This is a genomic window from Arthrobacter sp. UC242_113 (genome assembly GCF_044054585.1).
Classification (GTDB): domain Bacteria; phylum Actinomycetota; class Actinomycetes; order Actinomycetales; family Micrococcaceae; genus Arthrobacter.
The window spans coordinates 164,648-190,586 of record NZ_CP171968.1 but is presented as its reverse complement, the minus strand read 5'-3'; the positions used below and the strand labels follow the sequence as shown (position 1 = coordinate 190,586).

The 25,939-nt window shown below is 66.4% G+C and carries 25 protein-coding genes; 10 read left to right on the top strand and 15 right to left on the bottom strand.

Features of this window, described 5'->3' with window-relative positions:
• Positions 1-81: 81 nt before the first annotated feature.
• Positions 82-1,278 carry a TerC family protein gene (locus tag ACHMXB_RS00845; RefSeq protein ID WP_395401924.1) on the top strand — a complete coding sequence of 399 codons (1,197 nt, stop codon included), beginning with the start codon at positions 82-84 and terminating at the stop codon, positions 1,276-1,278.
• An 18-nt stretch (positions 1,279-1,296) separates the two neighbouring features.
• Here ACHMXB_RS00845 and ACHMXB_RS00840 read toward each other — a convergent pair whose 3' ends face one another.
• The 7 genes from ACHMXB_RS00840 to ACHMXB_RS00810 form a co-directional block, all read right to left on the bottom strand.
• Entirely contained in the window at positions 1,297-2,211 is a 915-nt protein-coding gene (locus ACHMXB_RS00840) for a serine hydrolase domain-containing protein (protein WP_395401922.1), read from the bottom strand.
• 92 nt (positions 2,212-2,303) lie between these two features.
• A complete protein-coding gene (locus ACHMXB_RS00835; protein ID WP_111902874.1) occupies positions 2,304-2,501 on the bottom strand; it encodes a hypothetical protein in 198 nt (65 codons plus the stop codon).
• 181 nt (positions 2,502-2,682) lie between these two features.
• Entirely contained in the window at positions 2,683-3,309 is a 627-nt protein-coding gene (gene eda / locus ACHMXB_RS00830; protein ID WP_395401920.1) for a bifunctional 4-hydroxy-2-oxoglutarate aldolase/2-dehydro-3-deoxy-phosphogluconate aldolase, read from the bottom strand.
• Complete coding sequence (locus ACHMXB_RS00825) at positions 3,302-4,687, bottom strand: mannitol dehydrogenase family protein (RefSeq protein ID WP_395401918.1); 1,386 nt, start codon at positions 4,685-4,687, stop codon at positions 3,302-3,304. The genes eda and ACHMXB_RS00825 overlap by 8 nt, the downstream gene beginning before the upstream one ends.
• Positions 4,688-4,788: 101 nt before the next feature.
• Positions 4,789-5,760 carry a PfkB family carbohydrate kinase gene (locus ACHMXB_RS00820; protein ID WP_395405053.1) on the bottom strand — a complete coding sequence of 324 codons (972 nt, stop codon included), beginning with the start codon at positions 5,758-5,760 and terminating at the stop codon, positions 4,789-4,791.
• Positions 5,761-5,798: 38 nt separating this feature from the next.
• Entirely contained in the window at positions 5,799-7,010 is a 1,212-nt protein-coding gene (gene manD / locus ACHMXB_RS00815; RefSeq protein WP_395401916.1) for a D-mannonate dehydratase ManD, read from the bottom strand.
• Positions 7,011-7,103: 93 nt separating this feature from the next.
• Positions 7,104-8,513, bottom strand: a complete 1,410-nt coding sequence (locus tag ACHMXB_RS00810; protein WP_395401914.1) for an MFS transporter — start codon at positions 8,511-8,513, stop codon at positions 7,104-7,106.
• A 203-nt stretch (positions 8,514-8,716) separates the two neighbouring features.
• On the opposite strand from ACHMXB_RS00810, the gene ACHMXB_RS00805 reads away from it, so the two are divergent.
• Positions 8,717-9,448 carry a GntR family transcriptional regulator gene (locus tag ACHMXB_RS00805; protein ID WP_395401912.1) on the top strand — a complete coding sequence of 244 codons (732 nt, stop codon included), beginning with the start codon at positions 8,717-8,719 and terminating at the stop codon, positions 9,446-9,448.
• Positions 9,449-9,525: 77 nt separating this feature from the next.
• Here ACHMXB_RS00805 and ACHMXB_RS00800 read toward each other — a convergent pair whose 3' ends face one another.
• A complete protein-coding gene (locus tag ACHMXB_RS00800; RefSeq protein WP_395401910.1) occupies positions 9,526-10,071 on the bottom strand; it encodes a YceI family protein in 546 nt (181 codons plus the stop codon).
• Positions 10,072-10,432: 361 nt separating this feature from the next.
• Here ACHMXB_RS00800 and ACHMXB_RS00795 point away from each other — a divergent pair, with 361 nt between their 5' ends.
• On the top strand, positions 10,433-11,167 hold the full coding sequence (locus tag ACHMXB_RS00795) for an HNH endonuclease family protein (RefSeq protein WP_395401908.1): 735 nt from the start codon (positions 10,433-10,435) through the stop codon (positions 11,165-11,167).
• Between the two features lie 69 nt (positions 11,168-11,236).
• Here the strand turns inward: ACHMXB_RS00795 and ACHMXB_RS00790 are convergent, their stop codons facing one another.
• Entirely contained in the window at positions 11,237-11,533 is a 297-nt protein-coding gene (locus ACHMXB_RS00790; RefSeq protein ID WP_395401906.1) for a hypothetical protein, read from the bottom strand.
• Positions 11,534-11,661: 128 nt separating this feature from the next.
• Positions 11,662-12,873, bottom strand: coding sequence for a formaldehyde dehydrogenase, glutathione-independent (fdhA, locus tag ACHMXB_RS00785; RefSeq protein ID WP_395401904.1), 1,212 nt, complete (start codon positions 12,871-12,873; stop codon positions 11,662-11,664).
• A gap of 324 nt (positions 12,874-13,197) precedes the next feature.
• Here fdhA and ACHMXB_RS00780 point away from each other — a divergent pair, with 324 nt between their 5' ends.
• Together ACHMXB_RS00780 and ACHMXB_RS00775 are read left to right on the top strand one after the other, a co-directional pair.
• Positions 13,198-13,500: a DUF1540 domain-containing protein gene (locus ACHMXB_RS00780; protein ID WP_395401902.1), complete on the top strand. Its 303-nt coding sequence runs from the start codon at positions 13,198-13,200 to the stop codon at positions 13,498-13,500.
• A 145-nt stretch (positions 13,501-13,645) separates the two neighbouring features.
• Positions 13,646-17,485: a TM0106 family RecB-like putative nuclease gene (locus ACHMXB_RS00775; RefSeq protein WP_395401900.1), complete on the top strand. Its 3,840-nt coding sequence runs from the start codon at positions 13,646-13,648 to the stop codon at positions 17,483-17,485.
• On the opposite strand, the gene ACHMXB_RS00770 is transcribed toward ACHMXB_RS00775, so the two are convergent.
• Positions 17,478-17,780, bottom strand: a complete 303-nt coding sequence (locus ACHMXB_RS00770; protein ID WP_395401898.1) for an acylphosphatase — start codon at positions 17,778-17,780, stop codon at positions 17,478-17,480. The genes ACHMXB_RS00775 and ACHMXB_RS00770 overlap by 8 nt on opposite strands.
• 80 nt (positions 17,781-17,860) lie before the next feature.
• Entirely contained in the window at positions 17,861-18,367 is a 507-nt protein-coding gene (locus ACHMXB_RS00765) for a hypothetical protein (protein WP_395401896.1), read from the bottom strand.
• Between the two features lies 1 nt (position 18,368).
• Between ACHMXB_RS00765 and ACHMXB_RS00760 the strand changes: the two genes are divergently transcribed.
• Positions 18,369-18,632: a hypothetical protein gene (locus ACHMXB_RS00760; RefSeq protein ID WP_395401894.1), complete on the top strand. Its 264-nt coding sequence runs from the start codon at positions 18,369-18,371 to the stop codon at positions 18,630-18,632.
• 214 nt (positions 18,633-18,846) lie between these two features.
• Here the strand turns inward: ACHMXB_RS00760 and ACHMXB_RS00755 are convergent, their stop codons facing one another.
• Positions 18,847-19,710, bottom strand: a complete 864-nt coding sequence (locus tag ACHMXB_RS00755; protein ID WP_395401892.1) for a glycosidase — start codon at positions 19,708-19,710, stop codon at positions 18,847-18,849.
• A gap of 245 nt (positions 19,711-19,955) precedes the next feature.
• On the opposite strand from ACHMXB_RS00755, the gene ACHMXB_RS00750 reads away from it, so the two are divergent.
• Positions 19,956-20,255: a hypothetical protein gene (locus tag ACHMXB_RS00750; protein WP_395401890.1), complete on the top strand. Its 300-nt coding sequence runs from the start codon at positions 19,956-19,958 to the stop codon at positions 20,253-20,255.
• Between the two features lie 131 nt (positions 20,256-20,386).
• Here the strand turns inward: ACHMXB_RS00750 and ACHMXB_RS00745 are convergent, their stop codons facing one another.
• Positions 20,387-20,683 carry a DUF2630 family protein gene (locus ACHMXB_RS00745; protein WP_395401888.1) on the bottom strand — a complete coding sequence of 99 codons (297 nt, stop codon included), beginning with the start codon at positions 20,681-20,683 and terminating at the stop codon, positions 20,387-20,389.
• A gap of 323 nt (positions 20,684-21,006) precedes the next feature.
• Here ACHMXB_RS00745 and ACHMXB_RS00740 point away from each other — a divergent pair, with 323 nt between their 5' ends.
• The 3 genes from ACHMXB_RS00740 to ACHMXB_RS00730 all read left to right on the top strand — a co-directional run bounded on the left by ACHMXB_RS00740 (position 21,007) and on the right by ACHMXB_RS00730 (position 23,521).
• Complete coding sequence (locus ACHMXB_RS00740) at positions 21,007-21,900, top strand: glucose 1-dehydrogenase (protein ID WP_102971062.1); 894 nt, start codon at positions 21,007-21,009, stop codon at positions 21,898-21,900.
• Between the two features lie 243 nt (positions 21,901-22,143).
• Positions 22,144-23,118, top strand: coding sequence for an aldo/keto reductase (locus tag ACHMXB_RS00735; protein ID WP_395401886.1), 975 nt, complete (start codon positions 22,144-22,146; stop codon positions 23,116-23,118).
• Between the two features lie 61 nt (positions 23,119-23,179).
• Positions 23,180-23,521: a DUF6457 domain-containing protein gene (locus ACHMXB_RS00730; RefSeq protein ID WP_395401884.1), complete on the top strand. Its 342-nt coding sequence runs from the start codon at positions 23,180-23,182 to the stop codon at positions 23,519-23,521.
• A gap of 75 nt (positions 23,522-23,596) precedes the next feature.
• Here the strand turns inward: ACHMXB_RS00730 and ACHMXB_RS00725 are convergent, their stop codons facing one another.
• Positions 23,597-25,900 (bottom strand): FdhF/YdeP family oxidoreductase, encoded by a 2,304-nt coding sequence (locus ACHMXB_RS00725; RefSeq protein ID WP_395401882.1) that lies wholly within the window; start codon positions 25,898-25,900, stop codon positions 23,597-23,599.
• Positions 25,901-25,939 lie beyond the last annotated feature (39 nt).

Sequence of the window (25,939 nt, the reverse complement as noted above, 5' to 3'; positions counted from 1 at the left end):
GCGGCGCCTTGCGGGCGGGCAGAGCGCACTGGGTAGGGTTGTCTTGCACGCCCCACCCGAAACGCTCAGGAAAGAGGCAGCATGGAAGTCCCCGCTATTGTCTGGACCCTCACGATTGCCGGGATCGTTGCGCTCCTGGCCTTCGACTTCTTCTTCCACGTCCGCAAGGCCCACACCCCATCCCTGAAGGAATCCGCCACGTGGTCGGCCATCTACGTGGGCATGGCACTCGTGTTCGGCCTCGGCGTCTGGCTCTTTGGCGGCTCCAAAATGGGCACCGAGTACTTCGCCGGCTACGTGACCGAGAAGGCGCTGTCCGTGGACAACCTGTTCGTCTTCCTGATCATCATGTCCAGCTTCAAAGTGCCGCGCGCCGACCAGCAGAAAGTGCTCCTGTTCGGCATCGTCTTCTCGCTGCTCGCCCGGACCGGCTTCATCTTCCTCGGCGCCGCGCTGATCAACAGCTTCGCGTGGGTGTTCTACATCTTCGGGCTGATCCTGCTCATCACGGCCGGGAACCTGCTCAAGCCGGACAACCACGACGACGACAGCGAAACCCTCGTGGTCCGGCTCGCCAAGAAATTCCTGCCGGCCTCCGAACATTTCGACGGCGACAAGCTCTTCACCGAGGTGGACGGCAAGAAGGTCCTGACGCCGATGCTCCTGGTGATGGTGGCCATCGGCGCCACGGACATTCTCTTCGCGCTGGACTCCATCCCGGCCATCTTCGGCCTGACGCAGAACGTGTTCATCGTCTTCACCGCCACCGCATTCTCGCTCATGGGCCTGCGGCAGCTGTTCTTCCTGATCGACGAACTCCTCGACCGGCTCATCTACCTCTCCTACGGCCTCGCCGCCATCCTCGGCTTCATCGGTGTGAAGCTGATCCTGCACGCCCTGCACGAGAACAACCTGCCGTTCATCAACGACGGCGAACACGTGAATGTCGTCGAAATCAGTACCGGCCTGTCGCTCAGCGTGATCCTCGGCGTACTCGCCGTCACCATCGTCGGCTCCCTCCTCAGCCCCAAGGGCAAGGCCAAGACCATGGTCTCCGGCGCCAGACGGCACGCCACCACGTACGTGGACCTCAACTACGAGACGGACATCGCCGAGCGCGAGCGGATTTTCGACAAGCTGGTCCACGAGGAGCAGGAACTCAAGAAGCTCCCGGAGAAGTACAAGCGCCTCATCCGCAACGAGACCGAGTTCATGAACCTGATCCGCCAGGCCCACACTGAGCACGACCAGGCCCTGGAGCGCGCCGGCGAAAAGTAGCCCACCTGTCCGGAGGGTTTATGCGCCGGCCTCCGCCAGGAGCCGGAAGCCGTGGTGGTCCACGGGTGCCGCTGTGGCGGTCAGAAGTACGACGCCGGTCCCCGCCTTCCGGTCCAGCCCCACCCAGGAGCGGAAACCGCCGGTGCCGCCGTTGTGCCACGTGACTGCGCGGCCCTTCACGTCCAGGGTCATCCAGCCGGCACCGATGCGGGCCGCAGGTCCGGCGAAGTTCGCCACGGGATCCAACGCGGCAAGGCCCGGGCCTGACCCGTCCAGCAGCGCCTGGACGAGCCGGGCCATGTCGCCGATCGAGGCACGGATCCCGCCGGCCGGAGCAACCGCTTCGCCAGTCCATGGCTGCATCACCCGGCCCGAGCGGCTCCGGCCGGTGACCGCCGTCGGACGCACCTCAGCGGCAGTGGCTGGCGCGTAAACAGAACTTAGCCCGAGCGGAACTGCGAGCCGCTTGCGGAGCAGGTCCTGGAAGCTCAGGCCTGCACCGGCGGCGACGGCATGGCCAAGGAGCTCGAAGCCGAAGTTGGAGTAACGCGGCCGCGACGCTGGAACCCGGTCAGGTAGCCGCACGGCGCGGGCCTGGTCCAGCAGTTCCGCCAGGGTTTCGCCGTAGGGGTTGGTGCCGTGCAGAAGAAGGTCAAGGGTGCGCCACAGAGTCCCTGCCTGCCGCGGCAGCCGCGGCAGGCCCGAAGAATGCCGGCTTAGGGAAACCAGCGTCACGCCGGCCGCGGGGCAGTCGCCGAGCGGCAGCCGCTCCCCCAACGTGGTGTCGGCACCCAGCTCGCCGCGGCCCGAGGCGTCGGCATACAGCAGCCCCGTGATCCCCTTGGAGACCGAGCCAATTTCGAAGTCAGCAGCAAGGGAGGCGCCGCGGCTCGCCACGGCAACCTCCCCTGCGGAAACAGTGGCCGCAGCCACCACTGGATGGCTGCGGCCAAAAGCTTCTTGTAATTGTTGTGCCAGCCCCGGGTCGCCATGGACCTCAGGGACCGGACTGGTGTGCCTCAGCGTCAGTGCCTGTGGAGCATGTGGCGGATCTTGTCTCCGATACCCCCGGCGGTGCGGCCGCGGCCCATGGAAGAGGTCCGTCCCGTGGTGTAGGGCCTGGTGCCCCGCGTGTAGCCCCGTGTGTATCCTCCGGTGGTTCCTTGGGTGGTCCGTCCGGAAATACGTCCTGCGGCATTCCTGATCATGTTGCCCAAGTTCATGATGAACTCCTTAGGTTGTGCGTCTGTTCAGGCTGCGACCGGTTTAGGACCGGTCTTTCCCGACTTTACGCGCGTACCGAAGGCATGGCTACGGCGGAGTACAAGGCGACAGCCCGCTGACGAAGCTTTGTCAGGTCAAGGGCTGGTCTCGGGTTTCGACAGGCTCAACAGGCGAGAATTCCTAGACGCGGAGCGCTGCCGCTTCCCGTGCCAGTTCGGTGATCTGCTGCCAGTCCCCGCTTTCGACGGCGGCGCGCGGCGTCAGCCAGCTGCCTCCGACGCAGCAGACGTTGGGCTGCCTGAGGTAATCCGGTGCCGTCGAAAGGCTGATGCCGCCGGTGGGGCAGAACGTCACCTGCGGGATGGGTGCCCCGATGGCCGCCAGGTATGACGGGCCACCGGCAGGGCCGGCCGGGAAGAACTTCATGGTGTCCAGCCCGCGCTCCAGCACGGCCATCACCTCGCCCACCGTGGCCACGCCGGGAAGCACCGGCACCTCCAGGGAGAGCATGTGGTCCAGCAGCGACGGAGTCACGCCGGGGCTCACCAGGAACTGCGCGCCGGCGGCCACGGCAGCGTCCGCCTGCGCGGGCGTGAGGATGGTGCCCGCGCCCACCAGGATGTCCGGCACCTCGTTGGCGATGGCCTTCAGCGAGGTCAGCGCCGTGTCCGTCCGGAGGGTGAGCTCGATGATCCGGACACCGCCGTCGGCCAGGGCCCTGGCAACCGGAAACGCATGCTGCGGATCGTCGATGGTCACCACGGGGATGACCGGGGAGACGTTCAGAATGCTGGTGGCGTCAGCCATGGTTGATCTCTTTTCTCAGGCCGTCCAGCCCGTGCGTGTCGATGATGCTGTACCAGTGGATGAGGAGGTCGGCGAACCCGGGGTGCGCCGCGAGTTCAGGGTCGAAGACGCTGCGGCAGCCCAGAAGAGCGGGAACCACGTCGGCCGCGGACCGCGAGGCCGGCAGCGCGGCTTGGAGCTCGGCACCCAGCGGATCGTTCAGTTCATCCGCGGGTGTGGTGGCCACGTGCCGCATCCACGCAGCGACGGCGAGCGCCGCCCACTTAGGTGACCGTCCGGCGTCGAAGTTTCCCCGCACGGTGCTGAGCAGGCGCAGGCCGATCTTCTGCGACCCGTCGCTGCCTACCTTGGCCGTGGTGTGGCCGAGGGCGGGGTTGGCGAAGCGGGTCAGCACCTGGGCGCAGTACTCGTCCGCGTCGAGGCCTTGGGGAAGGGTGATGGTGGGCAGGACGTCCTCGGCCATCATGCGCCGCGCCGCGGTGAAGAACGCGTCCTCGGCCACGGCGTCGCTGATGGTCTCCTTGCCCGCGGCCAGTCCGAGGTAGGCCAGCAGCGAGTGGCTCGCGTTCAGGAGCCGTAGCTTCGCCGCCTCCCAGGCCGCGACGTCGCTGCTGAACAGGGCCCCGGCCTCCTCCCACCGCGGTCGGCCCGCGGCGAAGTTGTCCTCGATGACCCACTGCATGAACGGCTCGGCCACCACGGCCGCCTCATCCCGCAGCCCAAGTTCACGTTCGACGGCGTCCAGGTCACCCGCCGTCGTGGCCGGCACCATCCGGTCCACCATGGTGCTGGGGAACGTGACGTTCGCGCCCAGCCAGGCGGTGAGCGGTTCGGCTTCGGCGGCCGGCAGTTCTGCCGCGAAGGCACGGACCAGCTTGCCGGTGAGTTCGCCGTTGCCGGGAAGGTTGTCGCACGAGACCACGGTGAGCGGCCCGGCGCCTGTGCGGGAACGCTGCTGCAGCCCTCGGGCGATCTGCCCGATGGCCGTAAGCGGCGCACGCCCGCCGAGGTCCGCGCGGATGTCCGCATCCTCCAGATTGAGGGATCCTGTCTGCGGGTGGATCCGGTAGCCCTTCTCGGTGATGGTCAGCGTGACCACGAGGGTCTCCGGCGCGGCGATCCGGTCCACTACTGCGGCCGGGTTGTCCCGCCCGGAGATGGCGTCCACGATGCTCGACACCACGCGGATCGGCGCGGCACCCACGCCGCGTTCGGCCACAGTGAAGAGCCCGTCCTGCGGCGCGAGCTGCCGGGCCACCGTGTCCGAGCGTTGGGTGACGCCGGTGATCCCCCAGCCTGTCTCGCCGCTGGCGAGCATGGCGTTCTCGGTGAAGACGGCGGTGTGGGCGCGGGCGAAGGCGCCCAGGCCCAGGTGCACGATGCCGGGCGTCAGGCCGTTCGCCCGCAGCTCGGCGCCCGGGAACTCGGCCGCCGTTCCCGGGTTACTGCCCAGGTTGGCACTGCTGACGGAGACGCTGCTCAGGCGTGCGATGACAGCTCTCCTTCGGATGTCTCCACGATCCCCGCCGTCGGGGTGTCCGCCCCCAGTGAGTCCGCCCCCAGGGCGTGGGCGCGGGTCTGCTCGAAGCTCGGAATGAAGCCCGTGCCGCCCTTGCCGCCCACCACCAACGAGGCCGCGGCGGCACCGTACCGGGCAGCCTCTGGAACGCTGTCGCCGAGGACCAGCCGCGCAGTCAGCGTGCCCACGAAGGCGTCGCCTGCCCCGGTTTGGTCCACCACAGCCGGCGCGGGGATGGCGTCGATCCATGCGGACTCCGTGTCGCTCTCCAGCTGGATCCCCTCGGCCCCGCACGTCACTGCCACATTGGCAGTGCCCAGCGCGCGCAGCTTCGCGGCCGCCCCGGCAGGCGAGGACGTGCCCAGCAAAGCGGACGTCTCCCCCGGGAAGGACGGAGTCACCAGGAAGGCCTTCGGCGCGAGCTCAAACACGGCCGCCGCCGCCTCCTCCACGGAGGTGAGCCGCGGCCGGTAGTTGGGGTCAAAGACGAAGCGGCGGGCAACCTCGGCTGCCCGGTACACGGCGGCGCGGGACGTGGCCGAGATGGCGCAGGCGATGCCGCCCGCAATCACGGCGCCGGCCGTCGAGAACACGTCCGGGTCCACGTCGTCCGGCCCCAGTGTGGAGCCGACGCTGCCGCTGCGTGCGTAGGAGAACTCGCGCTGCCCGTCGGGATCGCAGTGCACCAGGTACACGCCCTGCTGTCCGGGCCGGAACTTCAGCAGGTCGGTGGAAATGCCGAGCTCAGCGATCCTGGCGGCGACCGCCTGGCCGAGGTCGTCGTCGGGCAGTACTGCCAGCAGCGCGGTGCGGGCACCGGCCGCAGCGGCGGCCGCCGCGACGTTCAGCGCGTCGCCGGAGATGCCGAGCTGGGCCGGAACGCCGTGGCCGAACGGGACGTCGGTGGCCACTTCGAGGAGGATCTCCCCCATGGCGACGACGTCGAACGGCTGTGCTTCTGTCGGGTTATTCACCAGTCATGCACCGACCCGTCGAGGCGGCGGTTGATGGGCAGGTACTTGGGGTCGAACGTGAACCTTGCGGCGGCTTCCTCGTCGAACTCGACGCCTATGCCGGGACCGTCGCCGGGGTGCATGTAGCCGTCTGTGAAGGTGTAGGAGGTCTTGAACACCTCGTTCGCGGGGTCGCGGTGGCCCATGTACTCCTGGACGCCGAAGTTGGGGATGCTCATGTCCACGTGCAGGGCCGCGGCGAAGGACACCGGCGAGAGGTCGCCAGCGCCGTGCGAGCCCGAGCGGACGCCGTACAGGTCCGCCAGCGAGAAGATACGGCGAAGGTGCGTGATGCCGCCGGCGTGCGAGACCGAGGTGCGGATGTAGTCGATCAGGCGTTCGGTGATCAGCTGCTGGCAGTCCCAGATCGAGTTGAAGACCTCGCCGACGGCGATCGGTGTGGTGGTGTGCTGGCGGATCAGGCGGAACGCGGACTGGTCCTCGGCCGGCGTCGGATCCTCGATCCAGAACGGGCGGAACGGCTCCAGCGAGGCGCCCAGCCGGCCCGCTTCGATCGGCGTCAGGCGGTGGTGGACGTCGTGCAGGACGTGCACGCCGTAGCCGAACTGTTCCCGCACGTGCGCCATCATCTTCGGCGCGAAGTCCAGGTACGCCGTCGTCTCCCACAGGTCCTCCTGCGGGATGTTGCCGCTGGCAGGCTCGTAGGTCTTGCCGTCCACCGGCGCGATCCCGTAGGTCTTCTCCAGACCCGGCACGGCGGCCTGCGCGCGGATCGCCTTGTAGCCGAGGTCCAGGTGGTGCTGGAAGTCGGCGCTGAGGTCCTCCAGCGAGGAGCCGCTAGCGTGGCCGTAAACCATGACGCCCTCACGGGCGGCGCCGCCCAGCAGCTCGTACACCGGCATGCCGGCGGCCTTGCCCTTGATGTCCCAAAGCGCGACGTCGATCGCGGCGATCGCGGTCATGGTCACCGGCCCTCGGCGCCAGTAGGCACCCTTGTAGAAGTACTGCCAGGCGTCCTCGATGCGGCGTGCGTCGCGGCCGATCAGCAGCGGGCAGAGGTGCTCCGACAGGTAGGACGCCACGGCCAGTTCACGTCCGTTGAGGGTGGCGTCGCCGATGCCGGTAATCCCGTCCTCGGTTTCGATAACGAGCGTGACGTAGTTCCGTCCTGGCGACGAAACCACTACTCGTGCGTCGGTGATCTTCACTGGTGGGTCCTTTTGTGTGTCGAGTGTTGCAAGTAGGTCGCAGCAGATGGCGTTATGAGCCCTCAGAACGCCATCTGCTGCTACTTAGTTGGGTCAGGAGAGGGGCGCCCGGTGGGCGGTGTCGATGCTGCCGTCGTTGGAGGGCTGCGAGTCGAGAGCCCAGTCCGCATATTCCTTGCCTCCGAGCCGGCCCGGGGCGGTCTCGGGAAGGAACGCGAGGCAGACGACGCTGATCAGGATCAGTACTGAGACATAGATAGCCACGCCGGTCACCGAGCCACCACCGGCGGCGAGCAGCGCCGTGGCAACGACAGTGAAGGGACCGCTGGCGATCATGGCTCCGAACTGCCACACGATAGAGACGCCCGTGTAACGGCCGCGGACCGGGAAGAGCTCGGGGTAGTACGAAGCCTGCGGTGCGTACGTTCCGGCGTGTCCCAAAGCCAGACCGGCGATGAGGATCGCGATGATCGGGAGCGGGTCTCCGCTGGCAATGGCGTTGAAGGCAGGCCAGATCAGGAAGAGATTCAGAACGGCCACGCCCAGGAAGATCTTCTTGCGTCCGAAGCGGTCGGTCAGGTGCCCCCAGACCGGGATCATGATGAGTTCGGCGACGATGGCGATGATGATGGCTTGGAGGACAAATGCCGAGTCATTGCCGAGGTGCTTGGAGTACGCGACCAGGAACACGGTGTAGAAGGGGAACACTGCGGCTTCGACGAACTTGGAGCCCATGCCCAAAAAGACTTCATGGCGGCTCGTCTTGAAGATGACCTTGATCGGCGCCTGCTGGGAGGCGGCATTTTCCTTTACCGCTTTGAAGGTCTCCGACTCATCGACCCGCAACCGGATGTACAGGCCGACGGCGACAACAACGATGCTGAGGAGGAACGGCACGCGCCAGCCCCACAGAAGGAACTGCTCCTCGGACAACTGAGTGGTCAGGAAAGCGAATAGGGCGGAGGGAACCAGGTAGGCAGCCGGAGATCCCAGCTGGACCAGGCTCGCGAAGAAGCCCCTTCGGTTTGGCGGGGCAGCCTCAGCTGTGAGGAGCACTGCGCCGCCCTGCTCGCCGCCGACTCCGAATCCCTGGATCAGGCGAACGAGGACGAGAATCACTGCCGCCCACAGGCCAATCGTTTCGTAAGTGGGCAAAAGACCGATTGCAAATGTGCCGAGACCCGTGATGAGCAACGTGTAGACGAGGGCCTTCTTCCGGCCGATCCGGTCGCCGATGAGGCCCCAGACGATGCCGCCCAAGGGCCGGGCGAAGAACCCTACGGCGTAGGTCGAAAAGGCTGCAAGCGTTCCCAGCAGGGGGTCAATCTCAGGGAAGAAGATCTTGTTAAAAACGAGAGCGGACGCTGTTCCGTAGATGAAGAAGTCGTAGTATTCCGCCATCGTTCCGATGAATGATGCGGCCGCCGTGCGCCGGACCTTCTTCAGATCGTACTTCGGAGGCGCGGCGGGGGTGCCTGCCGATGCGGCAGTTGGTTCCTGCATTTCCAGTCCTTCTTCCTTGGAGGTTCTGTGCTGTGAGGAGGCTTTGAGAGCGCGGCGAGGATGCCGTTCTACTGAGTTGGGGAACCCGATCAAAGCCTCGGGTGAAGGAGCACTCGCGGAAGAATTTGCTCCGTCTTCGCGCTCGGTTGACTACCATACAAGCACTACCATTCTAGTTTGTCAACGATGGCTACACTGGATGCATGGCAACCGGCAAACCCGAAAAAGGGCAGTCTCCGCGGCTTTCCGTGCGGGACCAGACACTGGATACGCTCCGGCGTCGCATCATCTCCCTGCAGCTTCCTCCCGGCGAGCCGCTGTCCGAAAACGAGCTCGCCCAGGAGCTCGGCGTCAGCCGGACGCCCGTGCGCGAAAGCCTCATCCTGCTGCGCGAAGAGGGACTGGTGCAGGTCTTCCCGCAGATCGGTTCATTCGTCTCGCTGGTGGACCTGGGCCGCGTAGCCGAGGCCCAGTTCGTCCGCGAGGCCATTGAATGCGCCTCCCTGAAGGAGGCGGTGGTGGACGCCGCCGGACTCGCCGGACTGCGGGAGATCCTGGCCGATCAGCGAACCGCAGAGGCCGCAGGCGACGTCGAGGAGTTCTTCCGGCTCGACGAGGACTTTCACCGCGAGCTCCTTCGCCTGGCGGGGCACGAGTCGGCCTGGACCGCGGTCAACTCAGCCAAGGCCCACCTGGACCGTGCCCGCCGGCTCAGCCTGATCGATACCCGGCCCGTGTCCACGCTGATCGAACAGCACACCGCCGTAGTGGACGCACTCGAAGCCAACAACCGCACCGAAGCCGACAGCTCGCTGCGCGTGCACCTGCGCGGCGTCTTCGAGGACGTCAAGCGCATCCAGGCCTCATCACCCGAGCTCTTCTCGGACGGCACAGCATCCCGCCCAGTAAGGCGCAGCATCGCCCGGCTCTCCTAATCCCCACCGTCTCCCTAACCTCGCAAGCTCGGCCAGGGAACCCTGACGGCGTGGGCCCACTCAGCCCCGGCGTCGGCTTACCCCTGCTTAACCAGCGCAGCCTCAAGGTTGATCTTCACCTTGTCGCTGACCAGGAGCCCGCCGGCTTCCAGGGCCGCGTTCCAGGTCAGGCCGAACTCCTTGCGGCTGATGTCGGTCTCGGCGGAGAAGCCTGCACGCGTGGCGCCGAAGGGATCGACGGCGACGCCCGTGAACTCGACCTCGAGCTCGACCGGCTTGGTGATGCCCTTGATGGTGAGGTCGCCGGTCAGAGTGTAGTCCTCGCCGTCGCCCTCAATGTGCGTGCCCTTGAAGGTCATCTCCGGGAATTCCGCGACGTCGAAGAAGTCCGCCCCCTTCACGTGGGCGTCGCGGTTGGCATCGCCGGAATCGAAGCTGGCGGTGCTGACGGTGGCATGCAGCGACGAATCGGCCAGGGAATCCCGAACATGGGCTTCGCCGGTTGCTTCCCGGAACCGCCCGCGGACCTTGCTGATCCCGGCGTGCCGCACGCTGAAGCCGATCTCACTGTGGGACATATCAAGTGTCCAGATGCCGGGGGTCAGGCCTGCGGGAAGAGTCATGGCGCATCTCCTTTGAAGGAAAAACCAGCTGGTCAGTGCGATTTCAACACTGGTTTAGCCCGGCGGTGAAGTCAAGGACGAGTAGCTTCTCCGCGGGCCGCTCGGGCGCCCAAACCGGGTCAGAAAGAAATCTGGCACATTCCTAGCTAATTTTCAGGAAACTTCTCTAGCCTAGGAACAGGCCCACCGCGTATCCCCCATCCGAGGTGGTCCTGCCGCTAGGAGAAGCCCTGCAACGCCGTCAGGCAGTGCGGGGCTCTCTGCGTTTCAGGACGTCATCCGCGTGGCACCGCCAGCTCCGCCCGGCCGGCCGGTACGCTCGATCGTTGAATCGACACCAGCGCCACGGGAGTACACCGCCTTGCACCAAGCACCGCCCCGCAGAAGGAACTGGTTTGCAGCCGGCGCCCTTGCCGCCGTCATCCTGGCCACCACCGCCTGCGGCGGGGTCGTTAGCGCAACCCGGCAGCCGTCGTCGGACACTGTTCCCGGCGTAGCCGGCAACGCGCCGGGCTACGCTGTCAAAGCAGCCGACCTCCTCGCCACGCTGCCGGTCAAAGGACGCGCACCGAAAACTGGCTACAACCGGGAAGAGTTTGGGCCGGCATGGTCGGACACGGACCACAACGGCTGCGACACCCGCAACGACATCCTCGCCCGGGACCTCAAGGCCACAACCTTCAAACCCGGAACGAAGAACTGCATCGTCCTGACCGGCTCCCTGGCTGATCCGTACACGGCCACCACCATCGCCTTCACCCGCGGCAGCAAGACCAGCAGCGCGGTCCAGATCGACCACGTCGTTGCCCTGAGCGACGCGTGGCAGAAAGGCGCCCAGCGCCTCAGCAAGGCACAGCGGACCGCGTTCGCCAACGATCCCCTCAACCTGCTGGCCGCGTCCGGCCCCGCCAACCAGCAAAAGTCCGACGGCGACGCCGCCACCTGGCTGCCGAGCAGCAAGGCCTACCGCTGCCCGTACGTCGCGCGGCAGATTTCGGTCAAGGCGAAGTACAAGCTGTGGGTGACCCAGGGCGAGCGCACCGCGATGGCCGCTGTCCTGGCCCAGTGCGGCGGCACGGTGGCCGGCGGCAAGTAACCGGCGGCACCGTAACGGGCGGCAAGTCAACGGCCGCACCGCCGTCGGGAGCCCGGCCAAACGGCCGGTTCAGCCCTCTTCCGGCACCTCGCCCGCGAACGGGTAGTCGTCCTCGTCGCTGCCGGGCGTGCCCGCGGCCTGCTCAATGGCATCGGCCTCGGCGGCTTCCTCGGCAGAGAGATCGGGGGCGGCGGCCGGGCCGTTGGATCTCAGCGGGGTCCGCTGCTCCAGGGCATCCGCCTCGGGAACGTCCTCGGGCAACGGCCGCTGTTCCTCGTCCCCGGGCTCCCCGCCCGCCGACTGGCGCTGCTCAAACGCATCGACGTCCGGCACTTCGAGCGGTGTTTCGTCCTGCTGGCTGTTCATGGATCTCCTCCTGAGCGGGGTTGCTCTTTCATGAGTCTGGCCCTACTCCCGGGCGACGGCAATGGGGACCGCGTGCGGCCCGACCCCTAATGCCGGGCCGCACGCGGTCCCCCGTCGCTGTACCTACCTCAGCTGAGGTATCCGTTCGGGTTCAGCACGTACTTGGTGGCGGCGCCGGCGTCGAATTCGGCGTACCCCTTCGGTGCGTCCTCCAGCGGAATGGGCTTGGCGTTGACGTTCTTGGCGATGCTCACGCGGTCGTTGAGGATGGCCATCATCAACTGCCGGTTGTACTTCATCACCGGACACTGGCCTGTGGTAAAGCTCAGCGACTTCGCCCAGCCCGTGCCGAGGCTCAGGCTCAGCGCACCCTTTTTGGCAGACTCATCGACGCCGCCCGGGTCCCCGGTCACGTACAGCCCCGGAATGCCAAGCGCACCGCCGGCCGCCGTGATATCCATCAGCGAATTCAGCACCGTGGCGGGCGCCTCCTGTGCACCCTGGCCGTGGCCCTTTGCCTCGAAGCCCACGGCGTCCACGCCGCAGTCCACCTCAGGAACACCGAGGATCTGTTCGATCTGCTCCGCGGGCCCGCCCTTGGTGAGGTCCACCGTTTCGCAGCCGAAGCTGCGGGCCTGCGCCAGCCGGTCGCTGTTCATGTCGCCCACAATTACGACGGCGGCACCCAGCAAATGCGCGCTCGTCGCCGCCGCCAGTCCAACAGGACCCGCCCCTGCGACATATACGGTGGAGCCGACGCCGACCCCCGCCGATACGGCACCGTGGTAGCCAGTGGGGAAAATGTCCGAGAGCATGGCCAGGTCCAGGATCTTCTCCATGGCCTTGTCCTTGTCCGGGAACTTGAGCAGGTTCCAGTCCGCGTACGGCACGAGCACGTAGTTGGCCTGGCCGCCCACCCAGCCGCCCATGTCCACGTAGCCATAGGCGCTGCCCGGCCGGTCCGGGTTTACATTGAGGCAGATGCCGGTCTTGCGCTCCTTGCAGTTCCGGCAGCGGCCGCACGAAATGTTGAACGGCACCGAGCAGATGTCCCCGACCTTGATGAATTCGACGCCGGGCCCCACCTCCACCACCTCGCCGGTGATTTCGTGGCCCAGCACCAAGTCCGGCGGCGCCGTGGTCCGTCCTCGAACCATGTGCTGGTCCGAACCGCAGATGTTGGTGGCCACCGTCTTGATAATCGCACCGTGTGGAACCTGGCGCCCAACATTAGCCGGATTTACGCCCGGCCCGTCCTTAAGTTCAAACGTGGGGTAGTCGATATCGATGACTTCCACCTTGCCGGGTCCCTTGTAGGCAACGGCTTTGTTCCCTTCCATCTCTTTCCTCCTGGCGTCACGGACCCTTCCCGTGAAGGGTCGGCGGTGAATTCATGAGTGATGTGATGCGCCCTCCAGGGCATTCCCCCGGAAGGCCGGACGACGCCGTCGGGCCTTACAGGTGGAGGGTCCTGACAGTCTAGAACGGTGCCCGCAAAGGGTCCATGGGTTGGACGGGAAATTGAGAGCAGGCACTCAGGAGTTGGGTTTAGCAATTACGTCAATTACGCAACACAATTGGGTCTTTTTGATCCGCCCCATCCGGCCTACGTTGGGAAGAGCGAGTCGCCCAGCCCGGGGCGGCCGGACTCTTGGAGGAATCTCATGAGCACGCATGTAGCCGATTGCAGCGTCACCAACTGCTCCTTCAACGACCATTCTGAGTGCAATGCCGAGGCCATCACGGTCGCCGGCACCACAGACCACGCCTCGTGTGCCACGTTCATCGACACCGGCACGCACGGCGGCCTGCCCAAGGTCCTTGCCGGCGTCGGTGCCTGCCAGCGGGCGGAATGCGTCCACAACGACCACCTGATGTGCAAGGCACCGGAAGTCCACGTTGGCCCGGGCCCGGACAACGCCGACTGCCTCACCTACTCCCACAACGGACGGCAGGCCGCCCACTAATCTGCGCACGCGTGTGGGTCCCCCATTGGCGCTGCTCCTCGCTCAGCAAAGCTCCCGATGCGGCTTGATTGTCATAGCCTCTTGCTAGATTCAAATCAGTGCACCGGGAACCGTCCCGGAGCGAGGCTGCCAATGGGGAGGCCCCATGTTCCTGCTCCACCCGACCACGCCTGGAGTGCCAGCTGATCTGGTGTTCTCAGCCAGCGACCTCGTTGCCGCGAGCGAGTGCGAGTACCGCACGCTGCGGATCCTGGACGAGAAGCTTGGCCGCTCCCCCAAGGCCGATTTCCCCGCCGACGAAATGCAGGCCCGCGCCGGCAAACTGGGCGACCTCCACGAGCACAAGGTGCTCGCCTCCCTCATCGACGAGCACGGCCTCTGGGATCCGGCGCGCGGCGCCGGCGTCTACTGCGTGGAGCGGGGAACCATGGACCGTGCGGACCTCGCGGACAAAGCCCGGGAAACTGCCGCAGCCCTCCGCACCGGCGCCGACGTCGTCTTCCAGGCCACTTTCTTCGACGGAGAATTCCTCGGCTATGCGGACTTCCTGGTGCGGGAGGAAGCTGGCTCGCCTGATTCTGACGTGCGTGGATTCGGTCTGCCTGGTTTCGGTCTGCCTGGTCCCGGTCTGCATGGTCCCGGCCTGCCGGATGGGGACCGCGGCGCCCCACGGTATGCGGTCTGGGACACCAAGCTGGCGCGGCACGCCAAGGTGGGGGCCCTGCTGCAGCTCGCTGCCTATGGCGACCAGCTGATCAGTCTCGGACTCGAACCCGCCCCGCGCGTTACCCTGGTGCTGGGCAACATGGAGCGCAGCTTCCACTCGCTGCCGGACCTGCTGCCCGTGTACCGGGAGCGCCGGGCACGGTTCCGTGAGCTCACCGCCGCGCACCGCCACACGGATGCCCCCGTGGCGTGGCAGCAGCCCGGGGTCAGCTACTGCGGCAGGTGCGCCTACTGTGCCGAGCAGGTGGCCGAACACCGGGACCTGCTGATGGTGGCAGGCATGAGCTCCGTCCAGCGGAAGAAGCTGGTTGCGGACGGCATCACCACCATCGACGCCCTGGCCGAACTGCCTCTGCATCTGGCCACAGGTTCGCGGCGGCGGCTGCGCGACCAGGCAAGGATGCAGACCGGCCGTGAGGTTGAGGACGGTTCACGCACCTTCGTGAAGGACGGCCAGCCGCGCACCGTTACCTACAAGGTGCTGGCAGAAAACGCGCTGGCCGGGATTCCTGCCCCGAGCGACGGCGACATCTTCTTCGACTTCGAGGGCGACCCCCTCTGGCAGGATCCCGGAGGCCAATGGGGCCTGGAGTACCTCTTCGGCGTGATTGAGGCTCCGCGGCCCACTGATCCGCCGGGCCAGGAACCGGTGTTCCGGCCGTTCTGGGCCCACTCGCGCGCAGAGGAACGGCAGGCGTTCCTGGACTTCCTCGCCTACGTGGAGGAACGCCGGGCCCGGTATCCGGACATGCACGTCTACCACTACGCGCCCTACGAAAAAACGGCCCTGCGCAACCTCTCGCTGAATCACGTCGCCGGCGAAGACGTTGTGGACTCATGGCTTCGCGACGGGCTCCTCGTGGACCTCTATGCGACCGTCCGGCACTCAGTCCGCATCTCCGAGGCCTCGTACTCCATCAAGAAGCTCGAGCCCCTGTACATGGGCGACAACCTGCGCTCCGGGGACGTCAAGGACGCCGGTGCTTCGGTGGTGGCATACGCCGCCTACTGCGAAGCGCGCGACGCCGGACCCGAGACGCAGGCCGAGGCGGCGGCCATCCTGGCGTCCATTTCCGACTACAACCAGTACGACTGCCTTTCCACCCTGCGCCTCCGCGACTGGCTGCTGGAACTGCGTGGCAGTGGCGCGCCCGGCGAGGGCGGCCCTTTGGTCCAGGCCGGTACGGGCGCGGCCGGCCTGGAGACGCCCGGTGTGGGGACCACTACTGCCGGCGCGGGGACAGCTGCCCCCTCCGAAACGCCGTCGGATGCAGTCCCGGACGCTGAACCTTCACCGGAGGAAGCAAGCCTGCGCGCCTTCCTGGACGCCATCCCGGAGCACCGCGAGCTAACGCCGGACGAGCAGGCCGTGGCCATGGTCGCGGCGGCCACAGGCTACCACCGGCGGGAACGCAAGCAGTTCTGGTGGGAACACTTCGACCGCCTCGAATCCGAGGTCGACAGGTGGCGGGACCAGCGCAACGTGTTCATCGTCGAAGCGGCTGAGGTCGTGTCGGACTGGGCGCCGCCCACGGCCCGTGCCCGGACGGAGTCCCGCACCCTGCGGCTCACCGGAATCATGAGCGAGGGCTCGGAGTTCAAGCCCGGTTCCGCTTGGTTCAGGATGTTCGAGGACCCCCTGCCGGACGGCCTCGGAGAGGTCGACGGCGGGCGGACCCCGAGGCGCGCGGCAGCGAGTCAGCATGCAGCTGGAGGCGCTGCTGAAGCACGCTACGAAGCCACCATGCCGCCCTCGCGGGACGGCATCTTCGGCACGCTCGTGGAAGCCGTCGAGGACCATCCCGGTCAGCCCGGCCGGACCGTAATCACCATCACGGAGAAGTCCACGGGAAAGGTGCCACCGTACTTCCAGCTGCCCATGGCGCTGACAGACGACCGCCCCATTCCCACCGCCAGCATTGAAGCGGCTTTGGCGGAACTCGCGCACCTCGTCGGCTCCTCGCTGCCAGAACTTCCCAAGCATCCCGGCGTGGACATCCTGCGCCGGACAGCACCCCGGCTGGCCGGCATCGCGAATCTGCCTGCCGTCGGCAATGATGCGGACGGGAACGCCGACTACGTGTCTGCGATTACCCACGCGCTGAGACACCTTGACCGGTCCTACCTTGCGGTGCAGGGCCCTCCGGGAACGGGCAAGACGTTCGTCGGCTCGCACGTCATCGCCCGGCTTGTGCAGGCCGGCTGGAAGGTGGGCGTGGTGGCCCAGTCGCACGCCGTCGTCGAGAACATGCTCTGCACGGCCATTGCGAAAGCCGGGGTGGATCCCGCCGTGGTGGCCAAGAAACTGTCCCAACCGCACGACGTCCCGTGGACCTGCGTCGCCGACGAGGACATCGCGAGGCTCCTGGACGCCGACGACGGCTGCCTGGTTGGCGGTACCGCCTGGACCATGACGGGCAAATGCGTGCCAGCAGGATCCCTGGATCTGCTGGTCATCGACGAGGCGGGCCAGTACTCGCTGGCCAATACCCTGGCCGTGGCTTGCGCTGCGAGGCGGCTCCTGCTGCTCGGCGACCCGCAGCAGCTTCCCCAGGTCACCCAGGGCTCGCATCCTGAGCCGGTCGATGAGTCGGCTCTGGGGTGGCTGTCTGCCGGGCACGCCACGATGCCTGCCGAACGGGGCTACTTCCTCGCCGATTCCTGGCGGATGCATCCGGAACTCTGCCGCAAGGTGTCGGTGCTCAGTTACGACGGCAAGCTGGAATCCGCACCGGCGGCATCCCTGCGCCACCTTGACGGGGTACCTCCGGGCGTGGAAACCGTTCTGGTGCCGCATGCCGGCAACACCACCAGCTCGGTGGAGGAAGCGGCAGCGGTCGTCGGACTGGCGCGGGAACATATCGGGCTCAAGTGGACGCCGGGCAAGGGCGAGCCGATCCGGCGGCTGGAAGCCAAGGACGTCCTGGTGGTGGCCGCGTACAACGCCCAGGTGCAGGCCATCCGGCACGCCCTGGACCATGAGGGCCTGTCCGGGGTGCGGGTGGGCACGGTGGACAAGTTCCAGGGCCAGGAGGCTCCCGTGGTGCTCGTGTCCATGGCGTGTTCGGCCATCGCCGAGGCACCGCGCGGCGCCGAGTTCCTGCTCAACCGCAACCGGATCAACGTGGCTGTGTCCCGGGGCCAGTGGCGGGCGATGGTGGTCCGCTCCCCTGAGCTCACGAACTACATGCCGTCACGGCCGTTCGCGCTCGAGGAGCTCGGGGCCTTCCTGGGTCTCAGCCCGGGGAGATTCAGCTGACAACCTGAAAGCTCCGGAATCCGCCTTCAGCCGGGGAGACCTTCTCGTCGACGTGCGCCACCTTCCCCGGTGCGTGGGATGATCCTAGCCAGCGCCTGAATTCGACGATATCCGGCTGCGGGCCCTCGGCGACGACGGCAACCGAACCGTCGTTCTCGTTCCTGACCGAACCGGTCAGCCCCAGCTCATCGGCCTTGCGCGCGGTCCAGTACCGGAAGCCGACGCCCTGAACCATGCCCGTGACCCGTGCGGTGAGGCGGACGCTGTCCGGGTCGGCTGCGTTCGAGTCAGTCATGGAACCAATGTAGCGCCGGCGCCTTCGTCTCGACAGGCTCGACGAAAGGGGCTCAACCAGATGCGGCTTGACCAGCGGCGCTATCCCGCCGGGCGGAGGGAGGTGATCATGCCGCGGATGTTCTTGTATTCGGGCGTTTCCATGTACGCCTCAGGCGTGTCCACGTTCGGCGGGTTACCCGGGGTGGTGTCGAACGGGTTGTAGACCCCGCCGAACATCGCGCCACTGGGTGGCCAGGTGAAGAAATGGGCTATCGGGCAGGCCGTGGGCCCGGTCGGTTCCGGCGCCGAGGTGATGCCGTAGGCCAGCGTCGTCATCTTCGCGGGATCGGTGGCGGTATCGTCCTGCCTCGACTCGAACGTGAACCTCGGCGTGCTGCCGGACTGCTTCAGTGCCGGGAGCGGTTCGGAGTCGTACATGCCGTACGGCTGCTTCGTTGTGCATTCCGCGCCTACCACCATGTTGGTGCGCAGCGTGGCCATCGCCTTGCCCGCAGGGTTTCGGACCTCGACGAACACGCCGCCGCCCTGCGGCGTCTGTCCGGCAGGGTCCTTGATGGTCCACTCGGACGGAAGGTCGAAGGCCAACGTGCCATCCGACGTCGTGAACGTCTTCCAGTCCTCCGGCGGCGTTGCGGATGGCGTGGCAGTGGCAGAGGCGGGGCTGTCGGTTGCCGTCGCAGTACCGCTTCCCGTCGCAGAGGCCGCATTCGACGAAGAGGCTGTCGTTGTGAGTGCCGCAGAGCCCCCTCCGCCGGGCGAGGCAGGCGCGCCGCAGCCGGCGAGCGCGACGACGGCGGCCAAGACTGCGGCCCCGGACAAAAACCCTGAACAGCGCAAGGCTCCTCCTTGAGTTGCGAACGTGCTCCCCATTTTGGGCTTTTGTCCATTGACTGGGGAAGACGTTGGAGAGGACCGCATCCAAAGTGTTGCCATCAATAACGAACCGGCTCTGAAGGCACGCGAACGAAGCGGCTCCCCCGGGGTCTCGACAAGCTCGACAGGCGGGCGGGAACGACGAAGCCCCGCTGCAGCATGTGCTGCAGCGGGGCTTCGGCCGGACGGGATCAGTTGACCGTGATGTCCCGCGTCCGGTGGTTGTAGCGGATGGTGACCTGGCCGCCGGAGTGGTGCAGTTCGTGGTTCGCACCATCGAAGGCGCCGAACGCGCCGTAGTTCTCATCCCAGGAGCGGTTGAGGGCGATCTTGAAGTTGTAGTAGCCGGCCGGGATCTCAGCCGAGAGCTTCCACAGCTGGTCCAGCTCGTCCAGCTTCATCTGCGCTTCGTCGTACTGCGGCGCCCAGTTCTCCGGGGCTCCCAGCAGGGTGTTGAAGTCACCGGCCACGGCCACGGCGGCGGGCTGATCGATTGTTTCCGCGGAGTTTTCGACCACGGGAGCCTGCGCCTCGGCGTCGGCCTCTGCCTTCTTGCGCACAGCCTTGGCTACGGGAGCTACTGCGTCCTCGATCAGCTTGGCCGCCTTGTCGACAACCTTCGCTGCCTTGGAGGGAGCCTTCTCGGCCTCTGCCGGGGCTGCCTCCGTGGCTGCCGGCTTGGCAGGTGCGGCCACCGGAAGGGGCGTGTCGGCTGGGACCGGAGTTCCGGCGTCGAGCGCTGCCGAGAAGCTGGCCGCGTCCGGGAAGGCGACCGTCGCGCGCTGCCCGTCCTCGGTGATGGTCCAGCCGGAGCGTCCCTTGACGAGCCAGCCAGCCTTGACCAGCTTGGCCGTGGCAGTGGTCAGTGACTTGTGGCCGCGAGGAATGCCGCCGCTGAGAAGCTCGGCCTCGTAGGCGTTCAGCGGAACCCGTACGAGCGCTTCAGCCAGCACGACGCCGGCGTTCTGCGAGTCACCGGACAACACCCCCTCTGCCAGAACGTCCAGCACGGCCTTAAGGCGGATGTTGGTGTTTTCGGCGGCAGTCTTGCGCATGGTTCCCCTTACAGAGCGATTGTTCCCCCAGTAGTTTGCCAAGAGCTGGGCGATTATGGCGACTTTGCTCGGTAAACATTGTGTGTCGTGACCGACTATGACGGGGATAACACCCGAAGTGAGTCCAAAATCTCGCTTTTTTCGGGCTGCCGGGGCCACTTCCCTGACCCACATCCCCGGCCATTTCCCGGCGTCGGCAATAGAAAGTAGGCTTACCATGTAGAGCGAGGCACCAAACGGAAGGGATGAGTTCAGTGAGTGAACACAACAGCAAGGCAGACGGCTTTATCGTTCCGGACCCTTCAAAGCTCCGCGAGGACGTTCCCGGCGACGCCGGAGATGACGCCAACGTCATCCGCTTCAGCGAAGAGCAGGCGCTCATCGAGGAGCAGTCGCACGGCATCCGCCCGGAGCGCTACAGCGTCCCGTCCGGTGGCCCCACCATGGAGGAAGCCCGGGGCAGCATGGACCTCTCCGACGACACCGGCGACTCGGCTTCCGCGGACAGCAGCGACGACGGACTGCATAGCGGCCAGGAACAGTAACCAGGGGTGGTAGCTGCCGGCGCTAGCTTGCGGCACCAGCCGCCGGCGGTAACAACGCGCCAGCCATAACGTTTTCGGCGATGCGGAAGGGCGGCTGCTCATGGCGGCCGCCCTTCCGCGCGGGTAGAGACCTACTGCACGTAGCCTTCCACCTCATTGACGGGCCGGGCATCCGCCTCGTTGGGGTCCTCGCCCGCCTTCGCCTTTGCCCGGCGCTGGCGCAGCAAATCCCAGCACTGGTCCAGAGCTTCTTCCACCTGCCGCAGCCGGGCACGTCGCTCATCACGCTCAGCCGCATCCTCGTCGGAAGCACCGTCCCCGGAGCCCCCGCCTGCGCCACTGGCCGGACCCGACGCCGCAGGATCGCGGAGTTGATGCTCCTCATCAACCAGCGCCTGGATGCGCTGCAAAATGTCCTGGTTGTCCATCGCCTACACTCCTTCGTTACCGCGCCATCGATTGCCTTTGCGGAAGCGCCACAATCGCGGCGCGCCGGGCTGGGACTGCCAGCCTATTCAGGCGATGCAGTACGCGGAAGGGGTGGCCGCCAACCCTACACCACAGCCCGCCCTGAGCAGCCGGAGCAGCCGTCCCTGAGCGGCAGCCCCTAGCAGTCCGCCCAACTGCCACTGGCGGCACCGCCGCAGTCTCGTTAGGGTGGATGGTAAGCATGCTTAGCATTCTCCGAATGCCAGCACCGCCCGGACCACGATGTTCCTGTCCGCGTTCAACACCACTATGGAGGAGAACCATGACCGACCAGTACACCTTCAAGAACCCTGTGACCGCTTATGAGCACATCGAGCCGCCGAAGCAGCACCAGCCCGAGCCCGGCCTGGACGCCAAGCTTGAGCCGAAGGCCGACCTGGGCGAGGACACTTACCGCGGCACCGGCCGCCTCGACGGCCGGAAGGCTATCGTCACGGGCGCGGACTCCGGCATCGGCGCAGCCACGGCGATCGCCTTCGCCCGGGAAGGGGCCGACGTCGTGCTCTCCTACCTTCCTGAGGAGGAGGAAGACGCCGCGAAAATCGCGAACCTGATCGAGAAGGCCGGCCGCAAGGCGGTGAAAGTCCCCGGTGACCTCAAGGACCCGGCTACCTGCCAGAAGCTGGTGGATACCGCGCTGCAGGAACTGGGCGGGCTGGACCTCCTTGTGAACAACGCCGGCAAGCAGGTGGCGCAGGAGGATATCGGCGACATCACCGACGAACAGTTCGATCACACGCAGAAGACCAACGTGTACGCCATGTTCTGGCTTACGAGGGCCGCGGTGCCGCACCTTCCCGCCGGTTCCACGATCATCAACACGACGTCGATCCAGGCCTACAACCCGTCGCCCACCCTCCTTGACTACGCCACCACGAAGGCGAGCATCAACAACTTCACCAAGGGACTGGCGCAGCAGCTGGCGCCGAAGGGAATCCGGGTGAACGCCGTGGCTCCCGGGCCGATCTGGACACCCCTGCAGGTCAGCAGCGGCCAGCCCAAGGAAGCCCTGCCCGAGTTCGGCAAGGACACTCCCCTGGGCCGGGCCGGACAGCCCGCCGAACTCGCTCCCGCCTACGTGTTCCTGGCCTCGGCGGAGTCGAGCTTCGTGGTCGGCGAGACCCTGAACGTCAATGGCGGCAGCCCGACGCCGTAGCTGTTGTTGCCGTGCCGCGGCCGTAAATCCACGCAGCCGCACTGGTCCGCGCATTTCTGCACCACTTTTCGGAAGCAACGCCGCCGCCGGTCACCGGGAAAACCCCGTCAGCATGCGGGAGACCCGGGGCCGGCGGCGTTCCGGCGCCACGAAAGTGGAGCAAAAATGCCGCATGTCGACTTATAGTGGCGACTACACCGCACCTCCCTGAGCCACTCCCGCAACCTACCTGAGGAGAGCCCCATGGATTCCCGCACACTTGGTTCACTTTCCGTCTCCAGCCTCGGCCTCGGCTGCATGGGCATGAGCGAGTTCTACGGAACCGGCAACGACACCGAGTCCATCGCCACCATCCATGCCTTCCTGGACGCCGGCGGAACCCTGCTGGACACCGCAGACATGTACGGCCCGTTCACCAACGAGCAACTGGTTGGCAGGGCCATCGCGGGGCGGCGCTCCGATGTGGTCCTGGCAACGAAGTTCGGCAACGAGCGGCGGGAGGACGGTTCCTGGGTGGGCATCAACGGCCGCCCCGAGTACGTCCGGTCCGCCTGCGACGCCAGCTTGCAGCGGCTCGGAGTGGACCACATCGACCTCTACTACCAGCACCGGGTGGATAAGACCGTCCCGATCGAGGACACCGTCGGAGCCATGGCGGAGCTCGTCCAGGCCGGCAAAGTCCGCCATCTGGGGCTGTCCGAAGCGAGCCCCGAGACCATCCGCAGGGCACACGCCGTCCATCCGATCACTGCGCTGCAGACCGAGTATTCACTCTGGGAACGCGAGCCAGAGACGAAGGTCTTCCCGGTGCTGGCGGAGCTGGGGATCGGTTTCGTGCCCTACAGCCCCTTGGGCCGGGGCTTCCTTACCGGCCAGTTGCGCAGCCCCGACGACTTTGCTGCCGACGACTTCCGGCGGCACTCTCCCCGCTTCCAGGGCGAAAACTTCACCCGGAACCTGCAGCTCGTGGACCGGGTCAAGGAACTCGCGGATGAGAAGCAGTGCAGTCCGGCGCAGCTCGCCCTGGCCTGGCTGCTCGCGCAGGGCGAGCACATCGTGCCCATTCCCGGCACCAAGAAGCGCGAACGCCTGGCCGAGAACCTGGGCGCGGCCGACGTCGAGCTTTCAGCGGAGGACCTTGCCCGCCTCGACGAACTTGCCCCCGCGGGCGCTGCCGCAGGGGCGCGCTATCCGCACATGAACACGATAGACACCTAGAATTCCGGCCAGCGCGTCCGGCCGGGGAACCGGCACCAACGGTCAAGCGAAAGGGAGTCCGATGACGGGCATTACGGAGGGCGACGGCGGCGCTGCCTCCTCATCCGACCAGGACCTCGCCCAGTGGCGCCAGCGGCTCATCCAGGCGCTGCAGATCCGGGACCTCAAGGTGGACCAGCAGCTGATGGCACGCCTCGCCGAGGAGTCTTCGCGCGCGGTCAACGGGCAAGCCGGACCCGTCAGCGCACTGCTGGTTGGCTACGCCGCCGGGCTCGCGGCAAAGGGCGGCAGCGCGACGCCGCAGGAGGCTGTGCAGTCGGCGGCCGACGTCGCCCTGCGGCTCTGCGAGCACGGAACCGAAGGCGGCCCGGACAGCGAGGGCTGGTCAAGCACCGCGCAGTAAGCCCGAACCCGAAGGAGTGCCCCCGTTCAGGGGACGGGGGCTACTACTGGCGGGGCGGTCAGTAAGCGCCGGGCGTCACGCGGTCTCTGCAGTGGGCTCCAACCGCACGAGCACAGCCTTGGACGCCGGGGTGTTGCTTCCCTCCGCGACGCTCTCCAAGGGCACCAAAACGTTGGCTTCCGGGTAGTAGGTGGCCGCGCAGCCTGCGGACGTAGGATACGAAACAACGCGCAGCTTCCTCATCACCCGCTCCACGTTGTCCTCGTACACGCCGTGGATGTCCACGAACTGGCCGTCATTGAGGCCAAGCTCGGCGATGTCCTCCGGGCTGACGAACACCACGTCCCGGCCCTTCTTGATCCCCCGGTAACGGTCGTTGTGCCCGTAGATGGTGGTGTTGAACTGGTCGTGCGAGCGGACGGACTGCAGGATCAGCGTGCCCGCGGGCCGCTCGATGCTCTCGAGGTGGTTGACCGTCAGCATGGCCTTGCCGGTGGGGGTGGTGAAGGTGCGCGAATCCCTCGGGCCGTTGGGCAGGACGAAGCCGCCTTCGTGCCGGATCTTGCTGTTGTAGTCCTCGCAGCCCGCCACCACATGGGAAATGTGCTCCCGGATGAGGTCGTAGTTCTTCTCGAACCCGGTCCAGTCCGCGCTGGACTTCCCCTCCACCGTCTCCCGCGCGATCCGGCAGACGATGGCCACCTCGGAGAGCAGATTCGGTGCAACGGGCTCCACCCTTCCCGCCGAGGGGTGCACGGCGCAAACAGTGTCCTCCACAGATATGAACTGCGGACCGGATTCCTGCAGGTCGATCTCCGTGCGCCCCATGGTGGGCAGGATGAGCGCTTCCTTGCCCGTCACCGTGTGCGAGCGGTTGAGCTTCGTGGAGATCTGAACGGTGAGGTCGGTGTTCTCCATGGCCGCCTCGGCAGCATGCGTGTCCGAAATGGCGGCCACCAGGTTTCCTCCCAGGGCCACGAAAACCTTGATCCCGCCGTCGCGCATTCTCCGGATGGTTTCCACCGCGTCAGCGCCGTGCTCCCGCGGCGGGTCGAAGCTGAATTCCTTGCCGAGGGCGTCCAGGAAGGCGGGCGGCATCTGCTCCCAGATGCCCATGGTCCGGTCCCCCTGGACGTTGCTGTGCCCGCGGATCGGCGAGGCGCCGGCGCCGGGCTTGCCGATGTTTCCGCGTAGCAGGAGCAGGTTGATGATTTCCTTGATGGTAGCCACACCCTTCTTGTGCTGGGTGATGCCCATGGCCCACGTGATGATGACCCGATCGGCCTTCAGATACCGGGCAGCGAGCTCGTCGATCTCGTCGCTGCGGAGCCCGGTGGCCGCGAGGACTGCCTCGTCGTCCAGCCCGTCGAGATGCGCTTTGAGTTCGTCCAGGCCCTCGCAGTGCTGCTCAAGGAACTGGCGGTCCAGCACGGTCCCCGGATTTTTTGCCTCGGCGTCAAGGACCCGTTTCGAGATGGCCTGCAGCAGCGCCATGTCCCCGCCCACCCGGATCTGCAGGAACTGGTCCGCGAGGTCTGTGCCATGGCCGATGATGCCCTTGACCTTTTGCGGGTTCTTGTACCGCAGCAGCCCGGCTTCCGGCAGCGGGTTGACGGCCACAATCTCGGCGCCTGCCTCCTTGGCTTCCTCCAGCGCGGTGAGCATGCGCGGGTGGTTGGTGCCCGGGTTCTGGCCCATGATGATGATGAGCTGTGATTTGGCGAAGTCATCATAGGTGATGGTGGCCTTGCCGATGCCGATGGTCTGGCCCATCGCCCAGCCGGACGACTCGTGGCACATGTTGGAACAGTCCGGCAGGTTGTTGGTGCCGAACGCCCGGACGAACAGCTGGTAGATGAAGGCGGCCTCGTTCGACGTCCGGCCGCTCGTGTAGAAGGCTGCCTCGTCCGGAGTTGCCAGGCCGTTCAGCTTCCGCCCCAGAATTCCGAAAGCCTCGTCCCAGCTCACAGGCCGGTAGTGGTCCTCCCCCTCCGGCTTGTAGACCGGCTCCGTGAGGCGGCCCTGCATCCCGAGCCAGTACTCAGTCCTCTGGCGCAGCTCGCTGACGGGATGCTCCGCCCAGAAATCCGATTCGATGACCACGGGCGTAGCTTCCCAGGTAACGGCCTTGGCACCGTTTTCACAGAACTCAAACGTCTTGCGGTGGTCCGGGTCCGGCCAGGCGCAGCTCATGCAGTCGAAACCGTGCTTCTGGTTCAGGGCCAGCAGCGTTTTCTCGGTCCTGCTCAGGCCCATGTGTTTGATGGCTGGCTGCATGGAATGGAGGACGCCGGGGATGCCGGCCGCCCACTCCTTCGGCTTGCCGACGTCCAGGTCCTTCTCGTCCGTCTCTTCCACGTCTGGGTTCTTGCGCGGCATGCTGCACACTCCTCGACTGGCCATCGTCCCGGTACTGCT